23 protein-coding genes are annotated in these 25932 nt (G+C 70.4%); 6 read left to right on the forward strand and 17 right to left on the reverse strand.

Features of this window, described 5'->3' with window-relative positions; genetic code table 11:
• Positions 1-465 precede the first annotated feature (465 nt).
• The 3 genes from ON30_RS25610 to ON30_RS25620 all read right to left on the reverse strand — a co-directional run bounded on the left by ON30_RS25610 (position 466) and on the right by ON30_RS25620 (position 5548).
• Positions 466-1269 (reverse strand): hypothetical protein, encoded by an 804-nt coding sequence (locus tag ON30_RS25610; protein WP_245554213.1) that lies wholly within the window; start codon positions 1267-1269, stop codon positions 466-468.
• Between the two features lie 203 nt (positions 1270-1472).
• Complete coding sequence (locus ON30_RS25615) at positions 1473-4073, reverse strand: helix-turn-helix transcriptional regulator (protein WP_040710930.1); 2601 nt, start codon at positions 4071-4073, stop codon at positions 1473-1475.
• Between the two features lie 182 nt (positions 4074-4255).
• Positions 4256-5548, reverse strand: coding sequence for an adenylosuccinate synthase (locus tag ON30_RS25620; protein ID WP_040710931.1), 1293 nt, complete (start codon positions 5546-5548; stop codon positions 4256-4258).
• A 253-nt stretch (positions 5549-5801) separates the two neighbouring features.
• Between ON30_RS25620 and ON30_RS25625 the strand changes: the two genes are divergently transcribed.
• On the forward strand, positions 5802-6461 hold the full coding sequence (locus ON30_RS25625; RefSeq protein ID WP_245554214.1) for a hypothetical protein: 660 nt from the start codon (positions 5802-5804) through the stop codon (positions 6459-6461).
• Positions 6458-7243 (forward strand): site-2 protease family protein, encoded by a 786-nt coding sequence (locus ON30_RS25630; RefSeq protein WP_051029969.1) that lies wholly within the window; start codon positions 6458-6460, stop codon positions 7241-7243. The genes ON30_RS25625 and ON30_RS25630 overlap by 4 nt, the downstream gene beginning before the upstream one ends.
• A 180-nt stretch (positions 7244-7423) precedes the next feature.
• On the opposite strand, the gene ON30_RS25635 is transcribed toward ON30_RS25630, so the two are convergent.
• Together ON30_RS25635 and ON30_RS25640 are read right to left on the reverse strand one after the other, a co-directional pair.
• Positions 7424-8572: an FUSC family protein gene (locus tag ON30_RS25635; RefSeq protein ID WP_051029970.1), complete on the reverse strand. Its 1149-nt coding sequence runs from the start codon at positions 8570-8572 to the stop codon at positions 7424-7426.
• Positions 8573-9022, reverse strand: a complete 450-nt coding sequence (locus tag ON30_RS25640) for a DUF3151 domain-containing protein (RefSeq protein ID WP_040710949.1) — start codon at positions 9020-9022, stop codon at positions 8573-8575.
• A gap of 183 nt (positions 9023-9205) precedes the next feature.
• Here ON30_RS25640 and ON30_RS39395 point away from each other — a divergent pair, with 183 nt between their 5' ends.
• Positions 9206-12226, forward strand: coding sequence for an Rv0361 family membrane protein (locus tag ON30_RS39395; protein WP_157183830.1), 3021 nt, complete (start codon positions 9206-9208; stop codon positions 12224-12226).
• Positions 12227-12337: 111 nt separating this feature from the next.
• Complete coding sequence (locus tag ON30_RS25650; RefSeq protein WP_040710951.1) at positions 12338-13387, forward strand: fused (3R)-hydroxyacyl-ACP dehydratase subunits HadA/HadB; 1050 nt, start codon at positions 12338-12340, stop codon at positions 13385-13387.
• A 315-nt stretch (positions 13388-13702) separates the two neighbouring features.
• On the opposite strand, the gene ON30_RS25655 is transcribed toward ON30_RS25650, so the two are convergent.
• Both ON30_RS25655 and fbaA read right to left on the reverse strand, forming a co-directional pair.
• Positions 13703-14821: a BTAD domain-containing putative transcriptional regulator gene (locus ON30_RS25655; protein WP_040710935.1), complete on the reverse strand. Its 1119-nt coding sequence runs from the start codon at positions 14819-14821 to the stop codon at positions 13703-13705.
• A 26-nt stretch (positions 14822-14847) separates the two neighbouring features.
• Entirely contained in the window at positions 14848-15882 is a 1035-nt protein-coding gene (fbaA, locus tag ON30_RS25660; RefSeq protein ID WP_040710937.1) for a class II fructose-bisphosphate aldolase, read from the reverse strand.
• 341 nt (positions 15883-16223) lie between these two features.
• Between fbaA and ON30_RS25665 the strand changes: the two genes are divergently transcribed.
• Positions 16224-16877: a DedA family protein gene (locus ON30_RS25665; protein ID WP_051029975.1), complete on the forward strand. Its 654-nt coding sequence runs from the start codon at positions 16224-16226 to the stop codon at positions 16875-16877.
• A 19-nt stretch (positions 16878-16896) separates the two neighbouring features.
• Entirely contained in the window at positions 16897-17577 is a 681-nt protein-coding gene (locus tag ON30_RS25670) for a DedA family protein (protein WP_040710953.1), read from the forward strand.
• A gap of 9 nt (positions 17578-17586) precedes the next feature.
• On the opposite strand, the gene ON30_RS25675 is transcribed toward ON30_RS25670, so the two are convergent.
• From ON30_RS25675 to ON30_RS25720, 10 genes are all read right to left on the reverse strand, one after another.
• The gene (locus ON30_RS25675; RefSeq protein ID WP_040710939.1) at positions 17587-18705 is read right to left on the reverse strand and encodes a glycoside hydrolase family 76 protein; all 1119 of its coding nucleotides are present in this window, start codon (positions 18703-18705) and stop codon (positions 17587-17589) included.
• A gap of 87 nt (positions 18706-18792) precedes the next feature.
• Positions 18793-19473: a TrmH family RNA methyltransferase gene (locus ON30_RS25680; protein ID WP_040710954.1), complete on the reverse strand. Its 681-nt coding sequence runs from the start codon at positions 19471-19473 to the stop codon at positions 18793-18795.
• Positions 19474-19622: 149 nt separating this feature from the next.
• Positions 19623-20171, reverse strand: coding sequence for a hypothetical protein (locus ON30_RS41290; protein WP_245554215.1), 549 nt, complete (start codon positions 20169-20171; stop codon positions 19623-19625).
• 22 nt (positions 20172-20193) lie between these two features.
• Positions 20194-20916 (reverse strand): lysoplasmalogenase, encoded by a 723-nt coding sequence (locus tag ON30_RS25690; RefSeq protein WP_051029973.1) that lies wholly within the window; start codon positions 20914-20916, stop codon positions 20194-20196.
• A complete protein-coding gene (locus ON30_RS25695) occupies positions 20909-21973 on the reverse strand; it encodes a beta-ketoacyl-ACP synthase 3 (protein WP_040710941.1) in 1065 nt (354 codons plus the stop codon). Before ON30_RS25695 ends, ON30_RS25690 begins: the two co-directional genes overlap by 8 nt.
• A 123-nt stretch (positions 21974-22096) precedes the next feature.
• Positions 22097-22693: an orotate phosphoribosyltransferase gene (pyrE, locus tag ON30_RS25700; RefSeq protein ID WP_083911665.1), complete on the reverse strand. Its 597-nt coding sequence runs from the start codon at positions 22691-22693 to the stop codon at positions 22097-22099.
• A gap of 2 nt (positions 22694-22695) precedes the next feature.
• Entirely contained in the window at positions 22696-23508 is an 813-nt protein-coding gene (locus ON30_RS25705) for an SDR family NAD(P)-dependent oxidoreductase (RefSeq protein WP_051029974.1), read from the reverse strand.
• A gap of 37 nt (positions 23509-23545) precedes the next feature.
• Positions 23546-24598, reverse strand: a complete 1053-nt coding sequence (locus ON30_RS25710; protein ID WP_245554216.1) for a TtfA family protein — start codon at positions 24596-24598, stop codon at positions 23546-23548.
• A 92-nt stretch (positions 24599-24690) separates the two neighbouring features.
• On the reverse strand, positions 24691-25548 hold the full coding sequence (locus ON30_RS25715) for a DUF5666 domain-containing protein (protein ID WP_040710945.1): 858 nt from the start codon (positions 25546-25548) through the stop codon (positions 24691-24693).
• A 114-nt stretch (positions 25549-25662) separates the two neighbouring features.
• A partial coding sequence (locus tag ON30_RS25720) for a ClpB D2-like domain containing protein (RefSeq protein ID WP_505805077.1) occupies positions 25663-25932 on the reverse strand: 270 nt, incomplete at its 5' end.

Below are 25932 nucleotides of genomic sequence, written 5' to 3' on the forward strand. Positions count from 1 at the left end.
ATGCAGGCGAAGTAGGTCTGGATGCAGCTGTTGGTGGTGCAGCCCAGTTCTTGCAGGTGTTCGCGGATGCGCAGGTTGCGTTCGACCTCGGGTCGCTGGGTGGAGGTGACCACCACGGCCGACACCGGGGTCGGCGTGCCCGGTTCGGACCCGCAGCCGGTCAGCAATCCCACGGCGAATATCGCGGCACCGCCGGTAAGCACCCAACGCACAGCGCTCCCCACCTTCCTTCGACTGCCCCGACCGTACCCAGTGACGCGTGCGGACGACACCTGAATAGCGAGAACATCCGCTCAGGTCGGCCGGACGCCGGCAGACCTGCGGAACCGGAATCCGAGTGCCCACGCCGGGCACGGCGACAACAGCGATCAGTCAGCAGCCGACCGCGTCCCGCAGTAGGGCGACCGAGGCGTCGAACGGTCCGGACCGGGCGGCGGGCCGAAGCCGCCCGCCGAAGTCACTCGATCAGACGACCGCGCCGATGGCCCCACCGACCACGCCGCCCACGGCCGCCGCGGGCAGACCGACAGCGGCCGCGCCGACGACAGCGCCGATGGCCGCGCCCGCCGCGGTCGACGCGCCCGCGATGGGGAGGCCCGCGAGCAGCGCCGCGCCCAGGATCGGGACCGCCGCCGAACCGCCGGTGGGCACACCCGCCGCGGCGGCGGCGATGGCCGTACCCGCCGCGGTGCCCGCGACGCCGACACCGAATCCGACTCCCGCGCCGATGAGTCCGCCGCCGACGCCGCCGACCACGGCGCCCGGGATGCCGGTGGTGGCCGCGCCGATCAGGGCGCCGGTCGCGATGTTGTTGGTGCGCTGCTGGTCCACGACGGGAGCGCCCTGGGTCAGCGCGGTCATCTGGGCCTCGAAACCGGCGATGCCGTCGTTGACACCGGCGAGCAGATCGGCCGGGATCTCCTGCGGGACAGGCGCGGTGAACCCGGCGACGCGCAGTTCGTGCGGCGCGACGCGCGGGGCGGGCTCGAGGACGGTGAGATCCGCGGGGATCTCGGCGGCGCCGCCCTGCGGCACCTGGACCTGACGCGGCGGCGTGGGCTCGGCGTAGTTCAGACCCGTGTCGGCGTCGAGATCGGGGGCAGCGGCGGCGGGTTCGGTGGGCCGCTCCTGCTGGGTGGTGATGCCGGGCTGCGCCGGGTTGTCCGGGAAGTTCGCCGGATGGATCGGCTGTTCCGTGCGGGCGACGCCCGGCGTGGCGGGCACCACGGACGGATCGGCGCTCGCGGTTCCCGCGCAGACCACTGCCACTGCTAGAGGCACCGCACCCGCCAACACGGCGTTGCGCGCGCTCGAGTTCTGTACCCGTCGATGCCGACCTGCCACGGCGAACACTCCCACTGCTGCTGCGAAATCCTGCGGGCCGGGGTGCTCGTACGGCCCACGAGCAACCCTATTCCCGGGCAGTAACTTACAGCACAATCGGCTCCGGCGGTTCGCGGCCGACGCGCCGGTCAGTCGCGGGATTCGCCGCGCATCAACGCACCGAGGGATTCGCGGTCGGTGACGTCCATCTTGATGCAGGCCCGATACAGGTGACCCTCGACGGTGCGCACCGAAACGGTCAGTCGATCGGCGATCTGCCGGTTGGTCAACCCGGCCGCGACGAGGTTGGCGATCTCGCGTTCCCGCGCGGTCAGCGGAAGTGGTTGCGCGGCTTGGCGCAGGGCCGGTGTCGCCGCCCCGCCGCAGGCCGCCGCCAGGCGATTCGCTGTCGCCGCGGATTCCTGCAGCCGCCTGCGGTCCTCGTCGCGTTCGTGGGCGGAGGCGGCCTGGGCGGCGGCGTCGGCGGCCGAGAGCAGCGCGCCGATCCGCTCGAATTCCGCTGCCGCGGCGTCGAGTCCCGCGCCGTCGCGGGCGGCGAGGGCGACCGCGTGCGCGGCCTGGACCTGCACCAGCGGACCGTCGACGCGCGTCGCGAGATCGGCGAGTCGATCCGCGACCGACGTGTCGCCGAAGCGGGCGGCGGTGTGCAGGGCGGTCGCCTCGACCGCGTACTGCCGGGCCGCCTCGGCCGCGTCGGCGGCGGCGACGGCCAACCGCACCGCCGGGGTGACGGTGCCCTCGGCGGCGGCCTGACACGCGCGGGCCACTTGGAGTTGCGGATCGTAGACCGCGCTGTGCCTGCCGCCGCGCCCGGTGGCCTCGGCGATGGATTCGGCGGCCTCCGCCCAGCGGCCCAGCGCCGAATAGGCTTCGGCGAGCCGGATGCGCGCCGGGATGATCCAGGCGGCCGCGCCCTCGGTGGTCAACGCCGCCAACGCCTGTTCGAGATGTTCGATGCCGTCCGGGAACCGACCGCACGCCACATCGGCGGTGCCTTGCAGGATCTTCGACATTCCCCAGGCCAGATACTGTCCGGGCGCGGAATAGTCGAAAGTGCCCGTGGCGCAGCGTCTGGCGGCCTCCAGATCACCGGACAGGGTCAGCGCCAACACTTCGGCGTGCGTGGAGATGAAACGGTTGAGGCCGTCGATCGCGGACTCCACCTCGTGACCGCGCGCCGCGTACTGCCGCGCCGCCTCCGCCCGACCGCGCAACGCCAACGCCAGTCCTCCGCCGAAGGACGCCCACCACACCGCCCACGGCGGGGCGTCCGCGGCGTTCATCACCGATTCGGCGTCGGCGAACGCGTCGTCGAGACGGTTCTCGTTGACCGCGCACGCCGAGGCCAACCCGGTCAACACCATGCGGATCTTCGGGTGCTTGGCCTTCGCGCGGACCTGGGCCAGCACCTCGTCGGCGCGATCGGCGTCACCCATCGCCCACAGCAGGTTCGACACGCGGGTGTTGCCCCAGCGCGCCAACTGGACCTCGTTGAGCTGATCGGGATCGAAACTCGCCAGCGTGCGTTCGGCCTCGATGCGATGGCCCTGCCACAGCAACGCGCGAGCCAGCAGATCGGCGGCCTCGACCCCGCCGCGCCGCTCCACGGCGGCCCGCGCGAACCGCTCACCCAACGGCAGGTCGGCCAAGTTGATCGCGTCGGAGGCGGCGGCCTCGAACAGTTCCAGATCCGCGGATTTGTCGCTGTCCAACGCCAATTCGGCCAACCGGATGCGATCGGCGGAGGTATTCACCGGACGTTGGCGCAGCGAGGAATACAACCGACCCCGTAGTCGCCGCGCCGAGGCGATGCCCAACCTGCGCCGGATCACCTCACCGAACAGCGGATGGTTGTAGCGCACCACCAACTGCCGCGAATTCTCCACCACCCGGATCACCGCGCGGGTCTCCGCGGCCTCCACCGCCTCCTCGCCCGCCAACTCGGCCAGCACGTCCAAGTCGATCGGCTCGCAGAAAGTGAGCAGTTCCAACACCTTCAACACCTGGTCGGGCAACTGCTCCACCCGGTCCTCCAGCAGCGCCGCCAGTTCCGAGGTGACCGCCGCCCGCCCGCGCAACTGCCACACCCCGTTCACCTGACGCAGCGTGCCCGCCTCCAGCGCGCCCTCCACCAGATGCCGCAGGAACAAGGCGTTCCCGCCCGAGGACTCCCACATCAGATTGGCGGTGAACCCCTCCAACTGACCGCCCAGCATGGATTCGACCAAATCGACGCTCTGCCGCCGGCTGAACGGCGACAAGTCGATCCGCAGCAGGTGACCGTCCTTCCACAGCGAAGTCACCGCGTCGGGTGCCTGCACGCCGCTGCGGACCGTCGCCACCACGTGCGCGGCCTTGTCGATGGCCAGTTGCAGCAGCAGCGTCGCCGAAAGCTGGTCCAGCAGATGCGCGTCGTCCACGCCGATGATGGTGTGCCCGTCCGCGAGCAGCGCCTCGCGGGCCGCGGACATGAACGTCACCGGGTCGTGCGCGGTGTACACGCCGACCATGTGCGCGAACACCCCCAGCGGGATGCTGCGCGCCGACTCGGTGCCCGCGACCCACCGGATGTTGCCGCCGACCGCCGCGGTGGCCTGTCTGGCCAGGGTGGTCTTGCCCACCCCCGCGTCACCGGTCAGCACAGCGCCGACGTACTCAGCACCGGTGAGCGCGGACCGGATCGCGTCGAACTCGGTTTCGCGCTCGACCATCGGCCAATTCCGAGCCATGTACCAACTGTAGTTCTTCGCGGTTCATGATCGAAGCAGTCCGCCCACTCCGGGCCACCGACGACGCCGGTAGGCGACAAATCGGTCAGCGCGGGCAGGCGCCCCGACGGGTGTCCGCAACGCCCGGCACGGGAAGTCGTTGACGGCGAACGTCATCCACCGCCGCGCGGTTCACGCTGCTGTCACGCGCCCAGGACGTCGTGGCGGACGATGGTCTGATCGCGGCCGGGACCGACGCCGATGCAGGAGATGCGGGCGCCGGAGAGTTCTTCCAGACGCAGGACGTAGTTCTGGGCGTTGACGGGGAGTTCGTCGAAGGTGCGGGCGGCGGAGATGTCCTCCCACCAGCCGGGCAGTTCCTCGAAGATCGGTGTGGCGTGGTGGAAATCGGTCTGGGTGGTGGGCATCTGTTCGACGCGCCGACCGTCGATCTCGTAGGCCACGCAGATCGGGACGGTGTCCAGACCGGACAGCACGTCGAGTTTGGTGAGGAAGTAGTCGGTGACGCCGTTGACGCGGGTGGCGTAGCGGGAGATGACCGCGTCGAACCAGCCGCAGCGGCGCGCGCGGCCGGTGGTGACGCCGACCTCGCCGCCGTTCTTGGCGAGGAATTCGCCGAACTGGTCGAACAGTTCGGTCGGGAAAGGACCCGAGCCGACGCGGGTGGTGTAGCACTTGAGGATGCCCAGGACCGTGGTGATGCGGTTGGGGCCGACGCCCGACCCCACCGCGGCGCCGCCGGAGGTCGGATTCGAGGACGTCACGTACGGGTAGGTGCCGTGGTCGACGTCGAGCAGCGTGCCCTGCGAACCCTCCAGCAGCACCGTCTCGCCGCGCTCGAGCGCCTCGTTCAACTTCAGGCGGGTGTCGGAGATGCGGTGCTTGAAACCCTCGGCCTGGGCAAGCACTTCGTCGACCACCTGCTGCGGGTCCAGCGCGCGCCGGTTGTAGATCTTCACCAGCACCTGGTTCTTGAACTCCAGGGCGGCCTCGACCTTCTGGGTGAGGATCTTCTCGTCCAGCACGTCGGCGACCCGCACGCCGACACGGGCGACCTTGTCCTGGTAACAGGGGCCGATGCCGCGACCGGTGGTGCCGATCTTCTTGTTGCCGAGGAAGCGTTCGGTGACCTTATCGATGGCCACGTGGTACGGCATGATCAGGTGCGCGTCCGCCGACAGCAGCAGCCCCGAGGTGTCCACGCCGCGCTGCTCCAGCCCGGCCAGTTCGTCCAACAGCACGCCCGGATCGACCACGACGCCGTTGCCGATCACATTGGTGACCCCCGGCGTGAGGATGCCGGACGGGATCAGATGCAGGGCGAACTTGTCGCCGTTGGGCAGCACGACGGTGTGACCGGCGTTGTTGCCGCCCTGGTAGCGCACGACCCATTGCAGGCGACCACCGAGCAGATCGGTTGCTTTGCCCTTGCCCTCGTCGCCCCACTGGGCGCCGATCAGGACGATTGCCGGCATGGTCTGTCTCCTACGATTCGGGGGCGCAACACGGTCGTGCTGCAGCTACCTGCCCGTCTGGAGGAGGTGGCCGGTAGCTCATTTTAGCCGATGCCCGCTGACCGGCTCGGAACCGTCTCGCAGCGCGCGGTGGGGCGCGCCCCCATCATCGGGGCTATGGTTGGGCACGGAGCGTGCCCCGAACGGGGTTCGCTCGCGAGTGGCGAGGGGGCCGACGGGTGTGTCGGCCGGACCGAGGAGGGTGTACGGCAGTTTGAGTACCCACGTTCTCCGCTGCGACGGTGCGCCCGCCCCGATCGCCCTGTCCGCGTTACCCACCACCCAGACCGCCGCCATCCCGCAGACCGCGCTCGTCGACGAACTGCTCCCGGTGCTGGCCGCCGACAGCCTGCCCCGGCTCATCGTGCTCGGTGACGACGCCGCGCTGGCCGCCGTGCTCACCCACCTGATGAAGACCGAGCGCCTGCACGTCGAGATCGGCTACGTGCCCGTCGACAAGACCTACGGCTCGCGCGCCTACCAGACCGGCACCGGCAACGCCGCCGCCCGCCGCGCCATCGGCGGGCGCGCCACCGAGACCCCGCTGATCCGCGACGACACCGGCACCGTGCTGGTCGGCCGCGCCACCATCACCGGCGTCGACCACGCCAAGTTGGAAGGCGAGGCGTACGTGGACGACGCCCTGCTGTTCAGCGGCAAGGTCAACTCGATGCACATCTCCCCGACCCCGCACCTGCCCGGCGTCCGCGCCGCCGTCACCAAGGGGCTGCGCAAGCGGCGCTGGATCGAGGGCAGGGCCGCCCAGCTCGGCAGCCCGGGCGCGGTCGTCACCCGCGACGGGGTGCGCACCGAACGTCCCGTGCCGCGCTCGAGCTTCTACCGCCATCACGAATCCTGGTATCTGGTGCGATGAACACGCCCTTCGCCAAGCCGCGGACCGGTCGCGGCGCGGTCCGGCCGAGCCCGGTGTTCCTGCTGGTCGTCGCGATCGCCGTCGCGGGCGGCGTGCTCGCCTGGATCTCCGAACTCGACTCCACCCGCGCGCAGATCGGGGTGTTCCTGCTGGTCGTCGCGGGCTGGGTGGTGTCGCTGTGCCTGCACGAATTCGCGCACGCCTACACCGCGTGGCGGGCCGGGGACCGCGAGGTCGAACTGCGCGGCTACCTGACTCTGAACCCGCTCAAGTACTCGCACCCGCTGCTGTCGATCGTGCTGCCGATCGTGTTCATCGCCCTCGGCGGCATCGGCCTGCCCGGCGGCGCGGTCTACGTCAACCCGCACAACGTCGACGCGCGCACCCAGCGGATCATCAGCGGCGCGGGCCCCGCGGTGAACCTGGTCTGTGCGGTGGTCCTGCTGGTGATCGTGCGGGTGTTCGGCTCCGCGAGTTCGCATCCCGCGTTCTGGTTCGGCCTCAGCTTCCTGGCCTTCCTCCAGGTCACCGCGGCCCTGCTCAACTCGCTGCCGATCCCCGGCCTGGACGGCTACGGCGTACTCGAACCCTCGCTGAGCTACCAGACCCGGCGCTCGCTGGACCAGTTCAAACCCTTCGGCATGCTGATCCTGTTCGCGCTGCTGTTCACCCCCGCGATCAACAACGTCTTCTTCGACGCGGTCTACGCGCTGTTCGAGCTGTCCGGGGTGCCGCGCGTGTGGTCCGGCTACGGCGACTACCTGACCCGTTTCTGGCGCTGAGGAATCCGCGACACCGCTCCGCCCGGCCGCTCGGAGGCCCGACCATCCCCCTCCCGGTGGTCGAACTACCCGCGCGGCGCGGGCGGAGGGTCGGACCGCGACACCCCTCGACGATCGCGGTCACGGATCGAGGCTAGAACCGGCCGGTCCCCCTCGACACGAGTAGCGCACTACCCGGATTCAGTCCTGGGGGCGCACATACGGATTGGGCACCGTCGGCGGCAGCAGCGCGATCGCCGAGATCCGGCGCATCCCGCACACCTGCATCAGATCCACCACGATCGACCGCAACTGCGCGAACACCACGTGCGCCGAAAGACCCGCGCCCGCCACCAGTTCCGGGCGCGCGCCCTTCGCGACCGTGCGCAGCACCCGCGCCGCCTCCGCCTGATCGGGCTGCTCGCCGGGATCGGCCAACATCATCCGACGCACCACCTCCACCGCGTGCGCCAAACTCTCCACCTCCTCGATCAGCCGGGGATCGAGGATCTCGTCGTCGTTCACCAGCGTCAACGAACGGCGAAGCAGTACGCGGGTATTGCGCACCGCGTTGTCCAGCGGGTCCGCCGTCGCCCGGATCCTGTCCAGCCGCGCCCGCGAATTCCAGTACAGCGGGGAGATCCGACTGATCTCCCGGCCGCCCTCCAACGACGAACGCAGCGAATCGATCTGCGCCTGCGTCGCGCGCGCCGACTCCAACGCGACCCGGATCTTCTCCGGATCCTGTTCCAGCAGACCGTCCGCGCAACTGGTCAACGCCTTGCCCATCACCCCCAGCACCGCCGCGGCGTGATCGCGGGCCCGACGTACCGGATGCAGCGGGATCGCGGCCACCATCACCACACCGACCAGACCACCCACCAGCGCGTCGACCATCCGCGACAGGCTGCCGCCCGAGGACGGCGGCATCAACGTCGCGACCAGCACCGCCGACCCGGCGGCCTGCATCGTGATGATCGAACCGCCGTCGAGGAACACCGCCAACGCCATCGCGACCGCCACCACGAACGCGATCTGCCACACGCCGGTGCCCGCGCGACCGATGAACACGTCACCGATGCCGATGCCGACCGCCACCCCGACGACCAACTCCACCGAACGCCGCAACCGCGCGCCGAAGGAGATGCCGATCGACACCACCGCCGCCGTCGGCGCGAAGAACGGTTGCGTGTGACCGATGACGTTGTGCGCGAGGAACCAGGCCAGCGCCGCGCCCAGCGCGCACTGCACGATCGGGACGAGCGAGAGCCGCAACCTCGCCCACGAGCGGCGAAGCTGGTCCCTACCGCTGTCGCGGGCGACCGCGACGCGCGAACCCGGCCCCGTCAATCAGTCGAGGCCGAGTTCGGCGGCCGCGCGCGGATCGCAGTCCTCGAGCAGGTCCAGGCAGCGGGCGTACTCCTCGGTCTCCCCGACCGCGCGCGCCGCCTTCGCCAACGCCCCCACACTGCGCAGGAAACCCTGGTTCGGCTCGTGGCTCCACGGCACCGGCCCGAAACCCTTCCAACCGTTGCGACGCAGCAGGTCAAGGCCGCGGTGATAGCCGGTGCGCGCGAAGGCGTAGGCGGCCACCACGTCGAGGTTCACGACCTCGTCGGCGCCGACGACACCGCCGCGCGCCAACGCGGCCTCCGCCAGATAGGCCCACGCGATCGACGCCGCCGGATGGTCGGCGGCCACCCGCACCGGGTCGACGTTGTCGAGCAACGCCTGCTCGGCATCGGTGTTTTCCGGCAGGAGCACCGGCTGAGGTCCGAGCAGATCACCGAAGGAGGTCATGCGGTTCATTCTTGCACCGACCGACCCCGCACCGGTGCGCCCATCCCCAGGCGAACCCTGTTTCCACAGGGCTGCTAACACGGGCCGCCACCGCGCACGATCCATTGGCGGACTACCTTCGGCGAAGGCCGTTAGGCTGACCGTCGAGTTCCACAGATTCCGCCTGAGCCGAGGGGTAATTAGGTGTCCGACCCGAACGACGAGAAGAACCCCCCGCGCGCGAGCACGGGAGCCGAACAGTCCCGCAAGGACGCCCCTGCGGCCTCGTCGTCCGAGCGTGCCTCCGCGACCGCGAAACCGGCCTCCTCCCAACGGGAAACCCCCTCCGCCGATCGCCCCCGCACACCCGTCGAACCCGCCGTCTTCCGCCGCGAACCCCTCGGCGCGGCCCCCCGTGGGGCGACCCCGCAGGCAGGCGCGGACTCCGCGACCACCGAGATCCCCCGAGGAACGCGCGACACCTCCGAGGACCGCACCGTCACGCTGCGCCCCGACGACGAGACCGTCCGCATCGACGCCGCGGGCGACACCCCCACCCCGCCTCCCCCGCCCGGCAAACCCGCCGCTCCGGCGAAGGGCGCTCCCGCGGGCAGCGGTGCGACCCCGGCCCCCGACGAGGACGATGCGTCAGCGGACGAGGCGAGCACCGAAGCCGCCGGCTCGAGCAGCGCCGACGCCGTTCCGTCGACCGGAAAAGCCGCCGATACGTCGAGGAGCGATGAGCACGGCGGCGCGGTGCGTCCCGGAGCGGCGGGCACGAAAGCCGTCGGCGCGGCAAGCACCGGGGCGACGAGCGCGGGAACCGCCGGCGCAGCAGATACCGGAACCAGCGCGGGAACGGTCGGCGAGGCAAGCGCCGCGGGCGCGGGAACCGCCGCCTCGGCAGGTGTCGGAGCCGCGAGCGCGGGAAGCCCCGGCGCGGCGAGCGCCGGAGTTGCGGGCGAGAAGACCGGCTCGGGCGAGGGCGACGCAGCGCCTGCCGGCGTGGAGGCAGGTGGGCCGCAGAGCGCCGAGGCCGCAGGTCCGGGGAGCGCGGCCGAGTCAGGTGGCCGGACGACGGACGGTTCGGTCCCGACAGAGTCCACCGATGCGGCGGCCCCGGACAAGACCACAGTGGCCGATGCGGCAGCGGGCGGCGGTGCGTCCGACGACGTCCCGACGGATTCTGCGTCGACCGCGGCCGAATCGGCCGCCGCGGAAACGAGCCAGGACGCCGACGCGAGCCCGGCCACCGCCGCCGGCGCTGGTGCCGCGACTGGGGCTGGTGCCAGTGCCGATGCTGGTGCCGCCCGCAGTGCTGGTGTTGATGCCGGCGCTGGCGCAGGCGAGACGACGATCATTCGGAAGCCGGGTAGCGGTCCGTCGGACACGCCGGTACCTGGCGACACCACGCCGAGCGATTCGGCGACCGCGCAGACCCGGGACGTCGCCGACACCGCCGCCGCCGGGGAAACCGCCGCCGCGACCGCGCCTTCCGCCGACCCGGTGGAATCCGGGCCGGAACCGACGGCGGAAGGTGGCGCGTCCGACGCGGACGTGCAGGGGCAGCGCGAGCGCGGAGTCGACTCCGATACGCCGAACGACGCGGACAAGACGCAGGTCATTCGCCGGCCCGGGGCGGGCGGGGAGTCGCGGCCCGAGGGTGGGGACGACAAGACGGTGGCGATACCGGTCGTGTCGGATTCCGGGGATGCGCCGACGATGGCGATGCCGATCCAGACGCCGCCGGATCAGCAGGCCACGCAGCGCATTCCGACGGGGCCCGCGCGGCCGTTGTCCAAACCTCCGGTGACGCCGCGGTCCGCGCCGGGGCCCAGGCAGTCGGGGCCGCACGGTGGGCCGGTCGCTCCGCCGCCGGGTGAAGTCGAGCAGACCCGGCCGACGCCGCCGCGACCGCCCGGGAAGGCGCGGCCCTCGGTGGCGAAGGCTCCGTCGCCGGCCGATACCCAGATGACCTCGCCGGTGCAGTCCACGACGCACCCCAAGGGCACCCCGCCGCAGGAACACCCCGGTCCGCAGCAGGCCGGTCCGCAAGGGCCGCCGAATCAACGGCCGCCCCAGGGACCGCAGCAGCGCCCGCAAGGCGCGCCCACTCAGCCGCCGGGCGGACCGCAGCAAGGTCACCCGCAGGGTGGTCAGCGCCCGCAGGACGCACAACCCGTAGGCGGACCCCAGCAGCGCGGTTCCCAGGGCGGACTCGGACCGGGGGCCGGCTCGCAGGGCGGTCACCCGCAGGACGCGACCCAACAGGCGAGCCCGCAAGGCGCGCCCCAGCAGCGCGGACCGCAGCAGGGTGGACCCCAAGGCGCGCCCCAGCAGCGCGGTCCGCAGGGAGTTCCCCAGCGCGGCCCGCAGCAAGGCGGACCGCAACAGAACCCCCAGCAAGGCGGTTCGCAGCAGAGCCCGCAGCAGGGCGGTCCTCAACAGGGCCTCCATCAGGGCGGTCCTCAACAGGGCCTCCATCAGGGCGGTTCCCAGCAAGGCGGTTCTCAGCAGGGCGGTCCTCAACAGGGCCTCCACCAGGGCGGTTCCCAACAGGCCGGACCACAGCAGGGTTCGCAGCAAGGCGGACACCCCCAGGGCGCGCCGCAACCGGGCGGCCCCCAGCTGACGAAGCCCGCGGGCGCACCGCAGGCACCGAACGCGCAGGCCGACCAGCAGACCAGAAACCTCCAGGGCGCACCGAATCAGCGCCCGATCGCCCCGCCGCAGCGGATCGCTCCCGCGGCCCAGCCCGATGCGGCGCCGGAACCCGAGGCCGGGAAGTCGCAGCGGTGGCGGTTGGCGGTGGCCGCGGCGGCGATGGTGTTGGTCGCGGTGCTGGTGACGGTGGCGTTCCTGCTGGTGGGCGGTTCGAAGACGTCGCCGCAGGACGAGGTGCGTGGCGCGATCGGCGCTTACACCGACGGGTTGAAGACGGGGAATCTGGCGGAGTTGCGGTCGAGTACCTGCGGCACGTTGCACGATTTCTACGCGCAGATCTCCGAGGAGCAGTTCGCGGGCGTGCACCGGTCGTCGGTGGAGAATCGGACGATTCCGGTGGTGGACAGTGTGAACACCATCTCGATCACCGGCGATACCGCGATCGCGGAGGCGACGGTGTTCATCGAGGCCGATCCGGCGAACCGCACCGCGCGCACGTTCGACCTGCAGCGCACCGACGGCGGGTGGAAGGTGTGCGACCCGGCGCAGATCACTCCGTAGGCGGTTCGGCCCCGGCGGATGACAGTGTCCGCCGGGCCCGATTGTGAGGCGTCACCGTCGTCACATTTTCCTGGTCAAGTGTCCGCTTCCCCCAGTAGCATGGCCCGGATCATGAGCACGGAGCAGACAGACACGCGGCCTGCGACCGGTGATTCGGTCGATACGGCGGCGTATGCGGGACGGCAATTCGCGATGCGCGACCACTACGAGGTCGGCCGGGAGAAGGTGCGCGAATTCGCCCGCGCGGTGCGCAACAAGCACGGCGCGCACCATTTCGAGCCCGACGCCCGCAAGCTCGGCTACGAGGGCGTCCTCGCCCCGCCCACGTTCTCCTCGGTCATCGGCATGTCGTGCACGCGGGCGCTGCTGGACTCGGTGCTGACCGAATATGACCTGTCACAGGTTCTCCAGACCGATCAGGTCTTCGAGCAGCACCGGCCGATCATCGCGGGCGACAGCCTGACCACCGCGATCCGGATCGAGTCGGTGCGCCATTTCGGTGACACCGACATCGTGCAGGTGAGTTTCACGCTCACCAACCAGCGCGGCGAGGTGGCCCAGATCGGTACCACGACGATGGTCGCCCGCCGGGGCGCGCACGTGGACCCGGAGATGGCCCGCGCGATCGACGGTCTGCTCATCCAGCCCGAACCCGAGGGTCCGAGCCCGCTGGTCGAGTTGCCCGCCGAGCACGTCGCGCCGTCGCCGACGGTCGATCCGGAACCGCAGGTCCTGCACACGCTGCCCGATTTCGACACCCTCGCCCCCGGTACCGCACTGCCCCCGGCCTCGGCGACCCTTACCAGGGGTGATCTGGTGAACTACGCGGGCGTGAGCGGCGACCCGAACCCGATCCACTTCAGCGAGCACGCCGCGCGGTTGGTCGGTCTGCCCACGGTGGTCGGCCACGGCCTGTTGACGATGGGTCTGGCGGCGGACTACCTGACCGACTGGGCGGGCGATCCGACCGCCGTCACCCGATTCAGCGTCCGGTTCGCGGGATATGTGCCGGTGGGCTCCGACGTGCCCGCCCGCATCGATTTCGGCGGCCGGGTGAAATCGCTGGACCGGTCGACGCGCACCGCCGCGATCGCGCTCACCGGTCACCACGGTGACCGCAAACTGTTCGGCCGCGCGCTGGCCGAGATCCGCTTCGCCTGAACGACTCTCGCGTCGAGGCCGAGTGGGCACCGGATCGGCCGCGCCGAACGGCGATGCGCCACCCCGGCTTCGGCCGGTCATAGCGAATCGGAATGGGGCAATTCGCCGAAACGGCGCGTCAACCCCTGCTAACGTCCGCGACGGGATTCGTCGCCCTCGCGGCGCCGCATCCCCGCCCGGCGATCGAACCGCGCACGAGGAAGGGATGAGCACTTCGCATCCCATCGGGCACGGTGGTCGTCGGCACGCTGGGGCACTCGGCCCTGGGAATGGGATCGGCGTCGGTGGCGGCCGGCGTCGATCCCCCCGTGCCGGTCAGCCGAGAGCTTGGAAAGTCAGGATCGTCGCACCGATCCGGATGACGTCGCCGTCGGCGAGCAGCGCGCCGCTCTCGATGGCTTCCTCGTTGACGTAGACGCCGTTGGCCGAATGCAGATCCTTGATGAGCAGACCGGCGCGGCTCGGCATGATGTGCGCGTGGTAGCGACTGGCTTTGGGATCGTCGAGGACCAGGTCGTTGTCGGTCATGCGGCCGATGCGCATACCGCCCTGCCCGATGACCTGGATGCGCCCGTCGGGCATGCGCAACTGGCCGCTGCGCACCGAACGCGGCATCTCGGTGACCGTCTCGGTCATGGCGGCGGCCAAGCGTTCGGACCGTTTGAGTTCGACGGTGTTGAGCGGTTCCTGGCGCAGCACCCGCTGTTCGAGTTCGACCAGCGGCGGGCTGGGGTCGATGCCGAGTTCGTCGGCGAGGACCGCGCGCACCCGGCGGCAGGCGTCCAGGGCGTCGGCTTGGCGGCCGGACAGGTACAGGGCGGTGATCAACTGCGCCCACAGCGGTTCCCGCAGCGGATGCTCCCCGGTCATCGAGACCAGTTCGCCGATCACCGATGAGGCGCGCCCGCAGGCGATCTCGGCGTCGATGCGGGCCGAGGCGGCCAGTAGGCGTTCCTCGTCCATGGCGGTGGCGAAACCGTCGGCGAATTGCAGGCCGCTCAGGTCGGCGAGCGCGCGACCGCTCCACTCGCGCAGCGCGGCACCGAACAGTTGGGACGCGCCCGCGTGATCGCCCGCCTCGGCGGCCTTGGCGGCGGCGTCCCGCGCGGCCTCGAAACGGCCGATGTCACAGGCGGTCTCGGGGATCTCCAGGCGGTACCCGGAGGATTCGGTGCGCAGCACCTGGGCCGGATCGACACCGGAATTGCGCAGCGCCTTGCGGATATTGGAGACGAAGACCTGCAGACTGGCCGCGTAGGAGTCGGGCGGATCCTCGTTCCACACCATATCGGCCAACGCCGCCGAGGCCACCGCACGCCTGCGGTTGACGGTGAGCGCGGCCAGCAAGGCCCGCGGCTTGGGCCCGCCGACCGCCACCGGCGCATCGCCGACGAACAACCGGACGGGCCCGAGCACGCGTACGTCGAGAGTCATGAACTCGGGCCCCCGAGGGTACTGGGTCAGGCGCTGATCGACCGTCCCGCGGACTTCAGATCATTGCACGCCTCGAGGACCCGTGCCGACATGGCCGCTTCGGCCTTCTTCAGGTACGAGCGCGGATCGTAGGTCTTCTTGTTGCCGACCTCGCCGTCGATCTTCAGCACACCGTCGTAGTTGGTGAACATGTGGCTCGCGATCGGACGGGTGAACGCGTACTGGGTGTCGGTGTCGACGTTCATCTTCACCACGCCGTAGCGCAGCGAATCCTCGATCTCGGACTTCAGCGAGCCCGAGCCGCCGTGGAAGACGAAGTCGAAGGGCTGGGCGTCGCCGCCGAGGCCGAGCTTGGCGGCGGCCACGCGCTGGCCCTCGGCCAGCACCTCGGGACGCAGCACCACGTTGCCCGGCTTGTAGACGCCGTGCACGTTGCCGAAGGTGGCGGCGAGCAGGTACTTGCCGTTCTCGCCGGCGCCGAGCGCCTCGATGGTCTTCTCGAAGTCCTCGGAGGAGGTGTAGAGCTTGTCGTTGATCTCGGCCTCGACGCCGTCCTCCTCGCCGCCCACGACGCCGATCTCGACCTCGAGGATGATATTGGCGGCGGCGGTGGCCTTGAGCAGTTCCTGCGCGGTCTCGAGGTTCTCGTCGATCGGGATGGCCGAACCGTCCCACATGTGCGACTGGAACAGCGGGTGCTGCCCGGCGTTGACGCGCTCCTGGGAGATCGCGATCAGCGGGCGGACGAAGCCGTCCAGCTTGTCCTTGGGGCAGTGGTCGGTGTGCAGCGCGATGGTGACGTCGTACCTGGCGGCGACGACGTGCGCGAACTCGGCCAGCGCCACCGCGCCCGTGACCATGTCCTTCACGCCGAGGCCGGAACCGAATTCCGCGCCGCCGGTGGAGAACTGGATGATGCCGTCACTTCCCGCGTCGGCGAATCCCTTGATGGCCGCGTTGATCGTCTCCGACGACGTGCAGTTGATGGCCGGGAAGGCGAAGGAGTGCGCTTTGGCCCGACCGAGCATCTCGGCGTAGACCTCCGGAGTCGCGATGGGCACTGTAGGACCTCCGTGTTGTGCGGCAAGAAGCGATTCTGTCAGGCCAACCCTAAGGCAGAGCCGTTTGGTGAGCAGAGGCACCCGGGGTGGTTCGGGCGGTCTCTCCGCGCCTGTTGACAGGCTGTGAGTTAGCTGCCCGACCGGTGGGAAGTTTCGTCCTCGACCCCAGCTTCGCGGGCATCACCCGGTACTGTGGTCGAGGTAATCGCGCTGGCAGCTTCCGAAGCGATGGCGAGCACATTCCCAAGCCAGCCGCATCCCGGACAGGAGGCCGCGTGTTTCTGCTGGCAGCGACCGAATCGGTCACTGGTAATCTCGCGCTGACCCAGTTGCTCGATCCGATGTACCTGCTCACCGAATCGTGGCTGAAGAACGCGGTACTCCCGGCGATCCTCATCATCGTCTTCATCGAGACCGGTCTGCTCTTTCCCATTCTCCCGGGCGACTCCCTGCTGTTCACCGGCGGTCTGCTGGCGGCGCAGGCGAATCCGCCGGTAAACATCTGGATTCTGCTGCCCGCGGTAATCTTCGTCGCCTTCGCGGGCGACCAGACGGGGTACTGGATCGGCCGCGGGATCGGTCCCAAGATCTTCCACAAGGAGGACACCCGCTTCTTCAAGAAGCACTACGTCACCGAGACGCACGCCTTCTTCGAGAAGCACGGCCCCAAGACCATCATCCTGGCCCGTTTCGTGCCCATCGTGCGCACGTTCATGCCGGTGCTGGCCGGGGTATCGAAGATGGACTACCGCAAGTTCGTCGCCTTCGACATCATCGGCGCGATCCTGTGGGGCGGCGGCGTCACCATCCTGGGCTACTTCCTCGGCAACGTCGCCTTCATCCGCGACCACGTCGAGGCCATCTTCCTGTTCATCGTGTTCCTGTCGATCCTGCCCGGGATCGTCGCGGTCGGTAAGAAGCTGCTCAACAAGGGTTCGGCGCCGCGGCCCGACGCCGAGTTGACCGCCGCCGCCACGAACGAGCCGATCCGCTGAGCCGGTGTCGACGGAGTCACTGCCCCTGGCCGTGGGCACGTTCGATCCCCTGATCTCCGCGGGACCCGCGCTCGTGTGGGCGGTGGTGCTGACCTTCGTCTTCCTCGAGTGCGCGCTGATCATCGGGCTGTTCCTGCCCGGTGACTCGATGCTGATCACCGCGGGCATCGTGATGGCCTCGCACGCCAGCGGGGAAGCCCAGGTGTGGGCGCTGTCGGTGGGCGCGATGGTCTCCGCGGTCGCGGGCAACCAGGTCGGCTATGTCGTCGGTCAACGCACCGGCGACCACATGGTCGCCCGTAAGAACGGTCGCTACATCAACGCCCGCAATCTGCAACGGGTCTCCGAACTGTTGGAACGGCACGGCTTCCTGGCGGTTCTGGTGGCCCGCTGGATCCCGTGGGTGCGCACGCTGTGCCCGATGGTGGCGGGCGCGGCCGGGATGGACCACCGCAAGTACACGATCGCCAGCACCGTCGGCGCGATCATCTGGGCGCCGGTCCTGCTGCTCATCGGCTACTACGCGGGCGGCTTCCTCGAACGGGTGCCGTGGCTGATGCCGGTGGTGATCGCCACGCTGGTCGTCGGACTGATCATCGGCACGGTGCTGGGCATCCGCCACTACCGGCAGGAGATGTCGCGGCCGGCCGAGGAGTTCGATCTGGACTCCCGCGCGCGGGTGTGCGAGACCGAGGGCTGACCGGCCCGCTCAGAATCCGGCGGCGCTGACCTGGTGCGCCGCCTCCAGCAGCATCCAGCCCGACAGTTGCGTCGACAGGTCGCGCTCGGGCACGGCCGAGGCCGTCACCGAACCGCCCGAGGTGAAATGTCCGGCCCCGGCGCTGCCGCCGGGCAGGCGGGCGGGATGCCGCCAGTCGACGCCGAACAGCGGTTCGCCCTCGAGGTCGAGCCGATTCGACCAGGCCGCGGCCGCGGACGTCAGCACGATCTCGGCGGCCAGTCGGCGGTCCGCGATCTGCTCACGCCCCTCGCCGGGCAGCATCATCGCGACCACCGCGAGGTAGCGGATCAGGATGCCGTTGAACAGGCCGCCGTCACCGCCGCCGCCCCCGTGGACGATGCCCGCGGTGGTCATCTGCTCCTCGACCGCGGCCAGCAACCGGTGCACGCGCTCGAGGTGCCGGGATTCGCCGGTGGCCATCGCCAACTCGGTCTCCAGACCGAGGACGACGCCCTGGCAGTAGGTGAACGTGGGGTACTCGATCTCGCCGGACGGCAGGTGCACCCCGTCCAGGACCAGACCGGATTCGGGATGACGCAGGTGCGCGTCGATCCAGTCGGCGATCTGCTGGGCCCGGCTGTACCGGCCCAGCCGGAGTAACGCGATCCCCGCGGGACCGTTGGCGGGCGCGTTGAAGTAGTCCGAGCCGATCCGCCACGGCACCCCGCCGCCGACCTCGTCGTTCCAGCCCTCGTAAAGCTTCTTCTCCAACGCCGCCAGCCCGCCGCGCGCCTCGGTGACGCCCTGGGTGCGCTCGGCGCGTTCGACCGCGATGGCCAGCCACGCCATGTCGTCGTAGTAGTCGTTGGTCCAACCGGTGATGTTGCGAAGGCGATGCGAACGCACGATCTGCGCGATGCGCTTGCGTCGGGCCGGAGTGGGCACCCGGTTGGCGGCGTCGACGGCGCAGTCGATCAGATGCGCCTGCCACCAGTAGTGCCAGGAGAAGAAGGCGCGTTCGCGGCGGGTGGGCGGCCAGCCGACGACGCCGAGTTCGGTGCCGGGCAGGGCCCACAGCGGCCGCAGGTGCCGGGAGATGATCGCGGATTCGGCCATATCGGCCCGTTCGGACCACAGCGCCGGCATGGATGCGGCATCATGGCCTGCTTGAGGGCTCCGCGACGTCATGCCCCCATGGTGCCAGGTCGCGCCCGGATCGCGCGCACCATTCCGTTACCAAGATGTGGTCAAATCGGCATGGCAGCGGACCCAGGCGTGCATGGCGATCCCCGCGGCGACACCGGCGTTGATACTGCGCGTCGAACCGAACTGGGCGATCGAGACGGTCATGGCGGCAGCGCTTTTCGCGTCCTCGGTGACGCCGGGGCCTTCCTGCCCGAACAGCAGCAGACAGTCACGCGGCAGCATCGCCGTCTCCAGCGGGACCGCGCCGGGAACATTGTCGACGGCGACCACCGTGAGCGCGTGTCGCGCCGCGTACTCCAGCAGCGCGGGCAGATCCTCGTGGTGCTCGAGATGCTGGTAGCGGTCGGTCACCATGGCGCCGCGCCGATTCCAGCGCCGCCGCCCCACGATGTGCACGGCTGCCGCGGCGAAGGCGTTGGCGGTGCGCACGACGGTGCCGATGTTGGCGTCGTGCCCGAAGTTCTCGATGGCCACGTGGAACGGGTGCCTGCGCGCGTCGATGTCGGCGACGATGGCCTCGCGGGTCCAGTACCGGTAGGCGTCGACCACGTTGCGGCGGTCGCCGTGCGCGAGCAGTTCCGGGTCGAACCGGGCGTCGGTCGGCGGCGGACCGTCGTGTTCACTCGCCCACGGCCCGACGCCGTGCGGCTGCTCGCCCCATTCGGTCGGCCCCGGCTGTTCGGCGCCGGATTCGTTGAGGCCGTTCAGGTCCGACTCGCGCTGCTCCGGGCCGTTCTGCTCCGGCCCGTTCTGGTCCGACTCGTTCAGGTCCGACTCGAGCTGGTCCGACTCGTTCAGGTCCGACTCGAGCCGGTCCGACTCGGACTGTTCGGGCTCCTCGGACCGGCTGGGGTCCGTCACGTGGAGGACGCGCCGATCATGATGACGATGAACACGACGTAGATGATCGCGAACAGCACCCACGCCGCGAGCCAGGCGGTGCCGATGATCCCGCAGATGTAACCGGCCTTGACATTGCTGCGCCCGCCGATCGCCCCGCCGGAACTGTCGATCTCGGCCAGTGCCTTGCGGCCCATCGACCACGCGAACGGTCCGCACAGTCCGCACATGGCCAGGCTCAGCACGCCGAGGATCAGGATCGTGGTGGCCTGCGGATGCTCCGGCGGCGGGAAGTAACCGCCACCGCCGTAGGGGTTGTACTGCTGCGGCGGATACGGCTGCTGCCCGTAAGGCTGTGGCGGATAAGGCTGTTGGCCGTACGGCTGCTGGGGCGACTGTCCATACGGTTGCTGCGGTGACTGCCCGTAAGGCTGCTGCGGTGACGACTGCGCGTAAGGCTGCGGCGACGACTGGGCATGGGGCTGTTGCGGAGACGACTGGGAATAGGGCTGCTGGGGCTGGGACCCGGGCGGCTCCGATTTGTCCATCGACGGCGGATTGCTCATGTCGGTGATGGTATCCGGCCCGCTACCGGGGCCCGCCGCGTGAATCCGCGTGCGCGCGTGGATCGGTGAGCAGGTACTGCGCGGCGGCGTAGGTGCCGAGGATGACGCCTTCGCTGATGCGGCGCGCGCGCTCGCCGCGGGCGAACAACCGGCGCAGCACGATCAGTCCGTCGGAGACGGTGAACAGCAGGGCGCCCAGGCCGAGTCGACTGTGCGCGGAGGAATCCGGCAGGTTCAGTCCGGCGACGGTGCGGGCCTCGGGGGCCAGCGCGGGATCGGAGGCGAGGACGGCGGCCGTGCCCAGCGTCGCGCCGTAGGCGGTCAGCGGCAGCGCGACCGCGGGAGCCTTCGAGCGCAGCAAGGCGGCGGCGCCGAGCCAAGCGCCGACGCGCGGCAGCGCGTTCGCGACGGTCGGGCGGGCTCCGCGACGCAGCCACAGCGCCGCGTACCCCGTCTGCATGGCGGCGAAGAACGACGCGCCCGCGATCAGGCGGCGGTCGTCGTCGGGATCGATGAGCAGGACGTCACCGACGGTGGCCGCGCCCAACGACCCGAGCAGCAGGGTCCGGTCGGTGCGGTCCAGCGCGACCTCCGAAGTCGCGACATCGGCCGCGAGCAACGGCATGAGCAGCGGTTTCGCCAACCATTGCAGGCGGTCCCGGCCGGTGAGCGCACCGGCGACTGTGACGAGTGCGGCCGCCGCGTACCCGAGACGCAGCGGCCGGACCGCGCCGCGTTCAGACATCGAAGCTGGGCTCCGCGGGAGCGGGCGGCAGGGTGACGACCTGACCCGCGTAGCTCAGGCCCGCGCCGAAACCGAGCAGCAGCGCGGTCTGCCCGCCCTTGGCCTTGCCGGTGGCCAGCATCTCCTCCATCGCCAGCGGGATGGAGGCGGCCGAGGTGTTGCCGGTGTTGACGATGTCGTTGGCCATCGGGATGTCGTCGGCCAGGCCCAGGTTCTTCTTCATCAACTCGTTGATGCGGGCGTTGGCCTGGTGCGGGACGAAGACCTCGATCTCCTCCTTGGACACCCCGGACATCTCCAGCGCGTTGGCCAGCGCGCGCGGCAACGTGACCGCCGCCCAGCGGAACACCCGCGGCCCTTCCATGCGCAGCGACATCCGGCCGACCGCCTCGGTCTCCGGGTCGGTGCCCTGCAAGGTCTGCGCCCGCTCCATGTAGGCCAGGAAGTCGACGTCCTGGGCGATGGCCTCGGCGTTCTCGCCGTCGCTGCCCCACACCGTCGGGGAGATGCCGTTCTCCTCGCTGGGGCCGACCACGACCGCACCCGCGCCGTCGCCGAAGATCATGGCGGTGCCGCGGTCGGTGGGGTCGAGGCCGACCGTCATCGTCTCCGCGCCGATGACCAGCACGTAGTCGGCCGAGCCCGCGCGGATCAGGTCGGCGGCGACGCCGAGTCCGTAGCCGAAGCCGCCGCAGCCGGAGGTGAGGTCGAAGGCGGGGATGCCGTTGAGCCCTAGGTCGGCGGCCACGGTGGGCGCGCCGTGCGGGGTGAGCTTGAGCCAGCTCGACGTACACAGGATCAGCGCGCCGATCTTGTTCCGCTCGATGTCGGTGTTGCGCAGCGCGCGGTCGCCCGCGGCGGCGGAGATGGAGCGCAGGGTCTCGTCGCCGCTGATCCAGCGTCGGTTCTGGATGCCGGTGCGTTCGACGATCCAGTCGGGCGTGGAGTCGAGCTGTTCGCACACCTCGGCGTTGCTGACGACCCGCTGGGGTCGGTACGCGCCGATTCCGAGCATCGCAACGTTCTGGCGACTCTTATTGACCGCAATGCTCACCACAGGTGACTCACACGTCCTCTACCGTCCGGACAACTGAACTGTGTTCAGGCTAACCCAGCCGGGTGTGCCTGTGACCCGCAGGCGGTTGCCCGCTGCGCGGAATCAGTAGACAATACCGACCGGTCAGCCCAGTGCGAGATCTTTCAACCCGAGAATGGACCGGTACTCCAGCCCTTCGGCGGCGATCACCTTGTCCGCGCCGGTCTCACGGTCGACGACCGTCGCGACCCCTACCACGGTGGCGCCGGCGTCACGCAGCGCGCGCACCGCCGTCAGCGGCGAATTGCCGGTGGTCGTGGTGTCCTCCACGACCAGCACCCGCTTGCCCACGATGTCCGGGCCCTCGATCTGGCGCTGCATCCCGTGGGTCTTGGCCGCCTTGCGCACCACGAACGCGTCGATCGGACGGCCCGGCGCGTGCATGACCGCCAGCGCCACCGGGTCCGCGCCCATCGTCAGCCCGCCCACCGACTCGAAATCCCAATCCGCGACCAGTTCGCGCAGCAACCGCCCGATCAGCGGGCCCGCACGGTGGTGCAACGTCGCGCGCCGCAGATCCACGTAGTAGTCGGCCTGCTTGCCCGAGGACAGCGTGACCTCGCCGTGCACCACGGCCAGTTCACGCACCAGCGCCGCCAACCGGCCGCGCTCGGAACCCGTGACGTCGGTGACGGCCTCGGTGTCGAGCGCGGAACCGTGCGATGTCGCCTCGTCGATCATGTCTAAGTCCTTCCGCGTGAGTTGAACAGGCCGCGGTTGAACCGGACCTGCAGGGACCGCGGGATCAGCCCGGCCGCCGTCGTCAGCGCCTTGTACTGCACGCCGGGCACGCTGATCACCCGGTCCTTCTCCAGATCACGCAGAGAACCGGCGACCACCTGCTCGACGGACAGCCACATCGGTTCCGGCAACGACGACATCTCGATGCCTGCTCGTTCGTGGAACTCGGTGCGGACGAATCCGGGGCACAGCGCCTGGACACGGACACCCGTCCCGGCCAGACCGCCGGCCAAACCCTCCGTGAAGGATACGACGTAGGACTTCGACGCCGAATACGTCGAGCCCCGACCGGGTACCAGACCGGCCACGCTGGCGACATTCACGATCGCCCCCTTCGCGGCGGCGATCATCGATGGCAGCGCGGCGTGGGTCAACCGGACCACGGAGGTCACGTTGACGTCGACCTGGGCGCGCAACTGCTCCCACGGTAGTTTCCAGAATTCCGCCGAATGCGCGAAACCCGCGTTGTTGAGCAGGAATTCGACGCCGTCGGCGGCGCGTGCGGCGACCCGTTCGCGATCGGCGTCCGCGGCGAGGTCGGCCGCGAGCACCTCCGAGCGGGTGGCGAATTTGCGGTCGAGTTCGTCGGCGAGGCCGCGCAGGCGCTCCTCGTCGCGGGCGACCAGGACCAGGTCGTAGCCGAGCGCAGCGAGCCTGCGGGCGTAGCCGAGACCGATCCCCGAGGTCGGGCCGGTGATCAGGGCGACCGGGCGGGTGGCTCCGGGCAGGCGCGCGGCATCGGCGCTAGGTGTCATCGTGACGATCCAATCGGGCGGGTCCGCGGACCCGCGGTCAGCGAGGGACGGGCCCCTGGTAGGGGCGGAAGCCCGGGTGGAACGGGCCGCCGGGCGGCGGCATGTCCTCGCGGACCGGCCGGTCGCCCTCGTCCTCGGTGCGCGCCGCCGGTTTACGGGCCTCCGCGCCGGACGACTCCGCGGCGGTCTCCTCGCCCGCGGCTTCGGCGCGCCGGGCGCGCTCGGGCACCACGGCCAGCGACGGGCGACGCCCGCCCGACTCGCTCGGCTCGTCGTAGGGACGGCCCGACGGACGGGCCGCGGCACGACCTTCCCCGGCCTCGTCCCGGGCGGGGGTACCGTCCTCGTCCTCGTCGTCGTGCAGATCGGCGGTGCGCATCGGGGCGGTGCCGGGCGGCTCCTCCTCGGCGGCGGGACGGCGCTTGGGCGGATGCGGCCTGCCCGGATCGTGTCCGGCGGACTCGCCGCCGGTGCGCGGATCGGCGACCGGCGGCAACACGTGCAGCAGACCCGACAGCCGCAGCACGGCGTCGATCGCGGACTCCCACTCCTTGGCCGAGGTGCCGATCGAGAGCATGCCGAGGGTCCAGTTGCCCTCGCTCCACAGCATCTGCACGGTGTCCGACAGCGATTCGATGAAGGCCACCATGCGCTGATCGACGGCGTGCCTGGCGATCTCGGGATTGGTGGCGAAGACCACGCGGTCGCCGATCGCGCCGAGCAGTTCCAGATCGGCGTCCTTGGGCGGCGCCGCCGTCTTCAGGCGCATGTCCACGTCGATGTCGGAACCGATCTGCCTGCGCACCGCCACCAGGGTGGCCGCGTCCTCGAGATCGAACAGGACGAACTTCTCGCCCTTGCGGATTCCCGACACCACGTCGACCGCGGACAGGTACCCGAGCTTGGCCAGCGCGCCGCGCCGCCAGGTGGCGGGCAGGGCGGGTTCCACCGAGACGTAGGTGTACCCCTGCGCTTTCGCCCAGACCTGGCGCGCGTGACCGGTCCGCTGTCGTTGGACCCGATCGAAATACAGCAGCACGATCGCACCCACCAGTGCGATCGCCGCCAAACCGAACCACATTGCCGTCATCGCGCTCTACCCTAATGGTCCCGACGGCCGGGAGCCCGCCATTGGGCGCGCGACGGGCCGTGCGTCGTCACGGACGCGAGTGCCGCGGCCGGTCACCGCGGGCCTCCCGGCAGTGCGGCGCTGATGATCAACTCGGCCTCGATGGACCCGTCGGCGGCCTGATCGCCCTGCACCATGACCACGTCGCCGACCTTCAGATCGGCCACCTTCGAGCCCGACAGCGAGATCACCTGCGTCGCGGAGGTGGTGCGCACGGTGACCTTTTCGCCGCTCAACGATTCGAGGGTGAGGGTGCCGCCGCTGTTGGCGCTGATCGTGCCCATGGTCGCGCCGAGGCCGTCCAAGCCGGGCAGGCCGGGGATCTCGGTGGGGATGCCGCTGGGCAGCCCGGTGCGCGGCGTCGCCGACGGCTGGGTGGGCAGTTGGCCGCCGGTCGTCGGGAAGCTGCGCGTGGTGGTGCCCGCGGCGGTGTCGGAATCGGAGTCGTTGCCGAGCAGGACGCCCGCGGCCACGCCCGCCACCGCGATCAGCGCGATCACGCCCAGCGCCAGCGCGATCCACAGACCGGTGTTGCGCTTGGGCGGACGCGGCGGCTCGGGAACCGGAGCGCCGGGCGGTGGCGCGCCCTGCGGCCCGTAGACCGGTTGCCCCGGTGAGCCCGGCCACTGGCCCTGCGGCCCGTAGCCGCCCCCGTACGCGCCGCCGCCGGTCTCGTAACCGCCCCACTGGCTTTCGTGGGTCGGCATCTGGCGGGTGGCGTTGACCGGCGGCGGGGTCCAGGAATCGATCCGCTCGGTCGCCGGATCGTGGGACGGCCCGGGCGCACCGTAGGCGACCGTCCGGTCGTCGGTGTGACCGCCGCCGGGCGGACCGGGCTGTCCCTGCGGACCGAGGTATTCGGTCGGTGCGTCCTCCGGCCGTTGCCCCCAGGGATCCTTCGGGTTGCTCATGCGCTCCACGATATGCCGGGTCCGCGCATCCGGCAGTCGGGTCCGCCGATCAGGGGACCGCACGCGGGCGCGCCGGGCCCGATCGGAGACCGGACCCGGCGCGCGGGCGGTGACTCAGCTGCCGACGAGGAGCGAATCGCCGTCCTTGGTCACGGCGACCTTCACCACGTCGCCGTCGGTGACCTCGCCCGCCAGCAGCGCTTTGGCGAGGGTGTCGCCGATGGACTGCTGGATCAGTCTGCGCAGTGGTCGGGCGCCGTAGACGGGGTCGTAGCCGCGCACCGCCAGCCAGAACCGCGCCGAATCGCTGACGTCGAGGGTCAACCGACGCTGTGCGAGTCGCTTCTGCAGCTGGTCGAGTTGGATGTCGACGATCGATTCCAA

It is taken from the genome of Nocardia takedensis NBRC 100417, from assembly GCF_000308695.1.
Classification (GTDB): domain Bacteria; phylum Actinomycetota; class Actinomycetes; order Mycobacteriales; family Mycobacteriaceae; genus Nocardia; species Nocardia takedensis.

Bases quoted from the DNA above. Each gene is read 5' to 3' on its own strand.
- ON30_RS25615 (WP_040710930.1), bottom strand. From the start codon at position 4,073: ATGGCTCGGAATTGGCCGATGGTCGAGCGCGAAACCGAGTTCGACGCG.
- ON30_RS25620 (WP_040710931.1), bottom strand. From the start codon at position 5,548: ATGCCGGCAATCGTCCTGATCGGCGCCCAGTGGGGCGACGAGGGCAAG.
- ON30_RS25630 (WP_051029969.1), top strand. From the start codon at position 6,458: ATGAACACGCCCTTCGCCAAGCCGCGGACCGGTCGCGGCGCGGTCCGG.
- ON30_RS25640 (WP_040710949.1), bottom strand. From the start codon at position 9,022: ATGACCTCCTTCGGTGATCTGCTCGGACCTCAGCCGGTGCTCCTGCCG.
- ON30_RS25650 (WP_040710951.1), top strand. From the start codon at position 12,338: ATGAGCACGGAGCAGACAGACACGCGGCCTGCGACCGGTGATTCGGTC.
- ON30_RS25655 (WP_040710935.1), bottom strand. From the start codon at position 14,821: ATGACTCTCGACGTACGCGTGCTCGGGCCCGTCCGGTTGTTCGTCGGC.
- ON30_RS25665 (WP_051029975.1), top strand. From the start codon at position 16,224: ATGTACCTGCTCACCGAATCGTGGCTGAAGAACGCGGTACTCCCGGCG.
- ON30_RS25675 (WP_040710939.1), bottom strand. From the start codon at position 18,705: ATGCCGGCGCTGTGGTCCGAACGGGCCGATATGGCCGAATCCGCGATC.
- ON30_RS41290 (WP_245554215.1), bottom strand. From the start codon at position 20,171: ATGAGCAATCCGCCGTCGATGGACAAATCGGAGCCGCCCGGGTCCCAG.
- ON30_RS25690 (WP_051029973.1), bottom strand. From the start codon at position 20,916: ATGTCTGAACGCGGCGCGGTCCGGCCGCTGCGTCTCGGGTACGCGGCG.
- pyrE (WP_083911665.1), bottom strand. From the start codon at position 22,693: ATGATCGACGAGGCGACATCGCACGGTTCCGCGCTCGACACCGAGGCC.
- ON30_RS25705 (WP_051029974.1), bottom strand. From the start codon at position 23,508: ATGACACCTAGCGCCGATGCCGCGCGCCTGCCCGGAGCCACCCGCCCG.
- ON30_RS25710 (WP_245554216.1), bottom strand. From the start codon at position 24,598: ATGACGGCAATGTGGTTCGGTTTGGCGGCGATCGCACTGGTGGGTGCG.
- ON30_RS25715 (WP_040710945.1), bottom strand. From the start codon at position 25,548: ATGAGCAACCCGAAGGATCCCTGGGGGCAACGGCCGGAGGACGCACCG.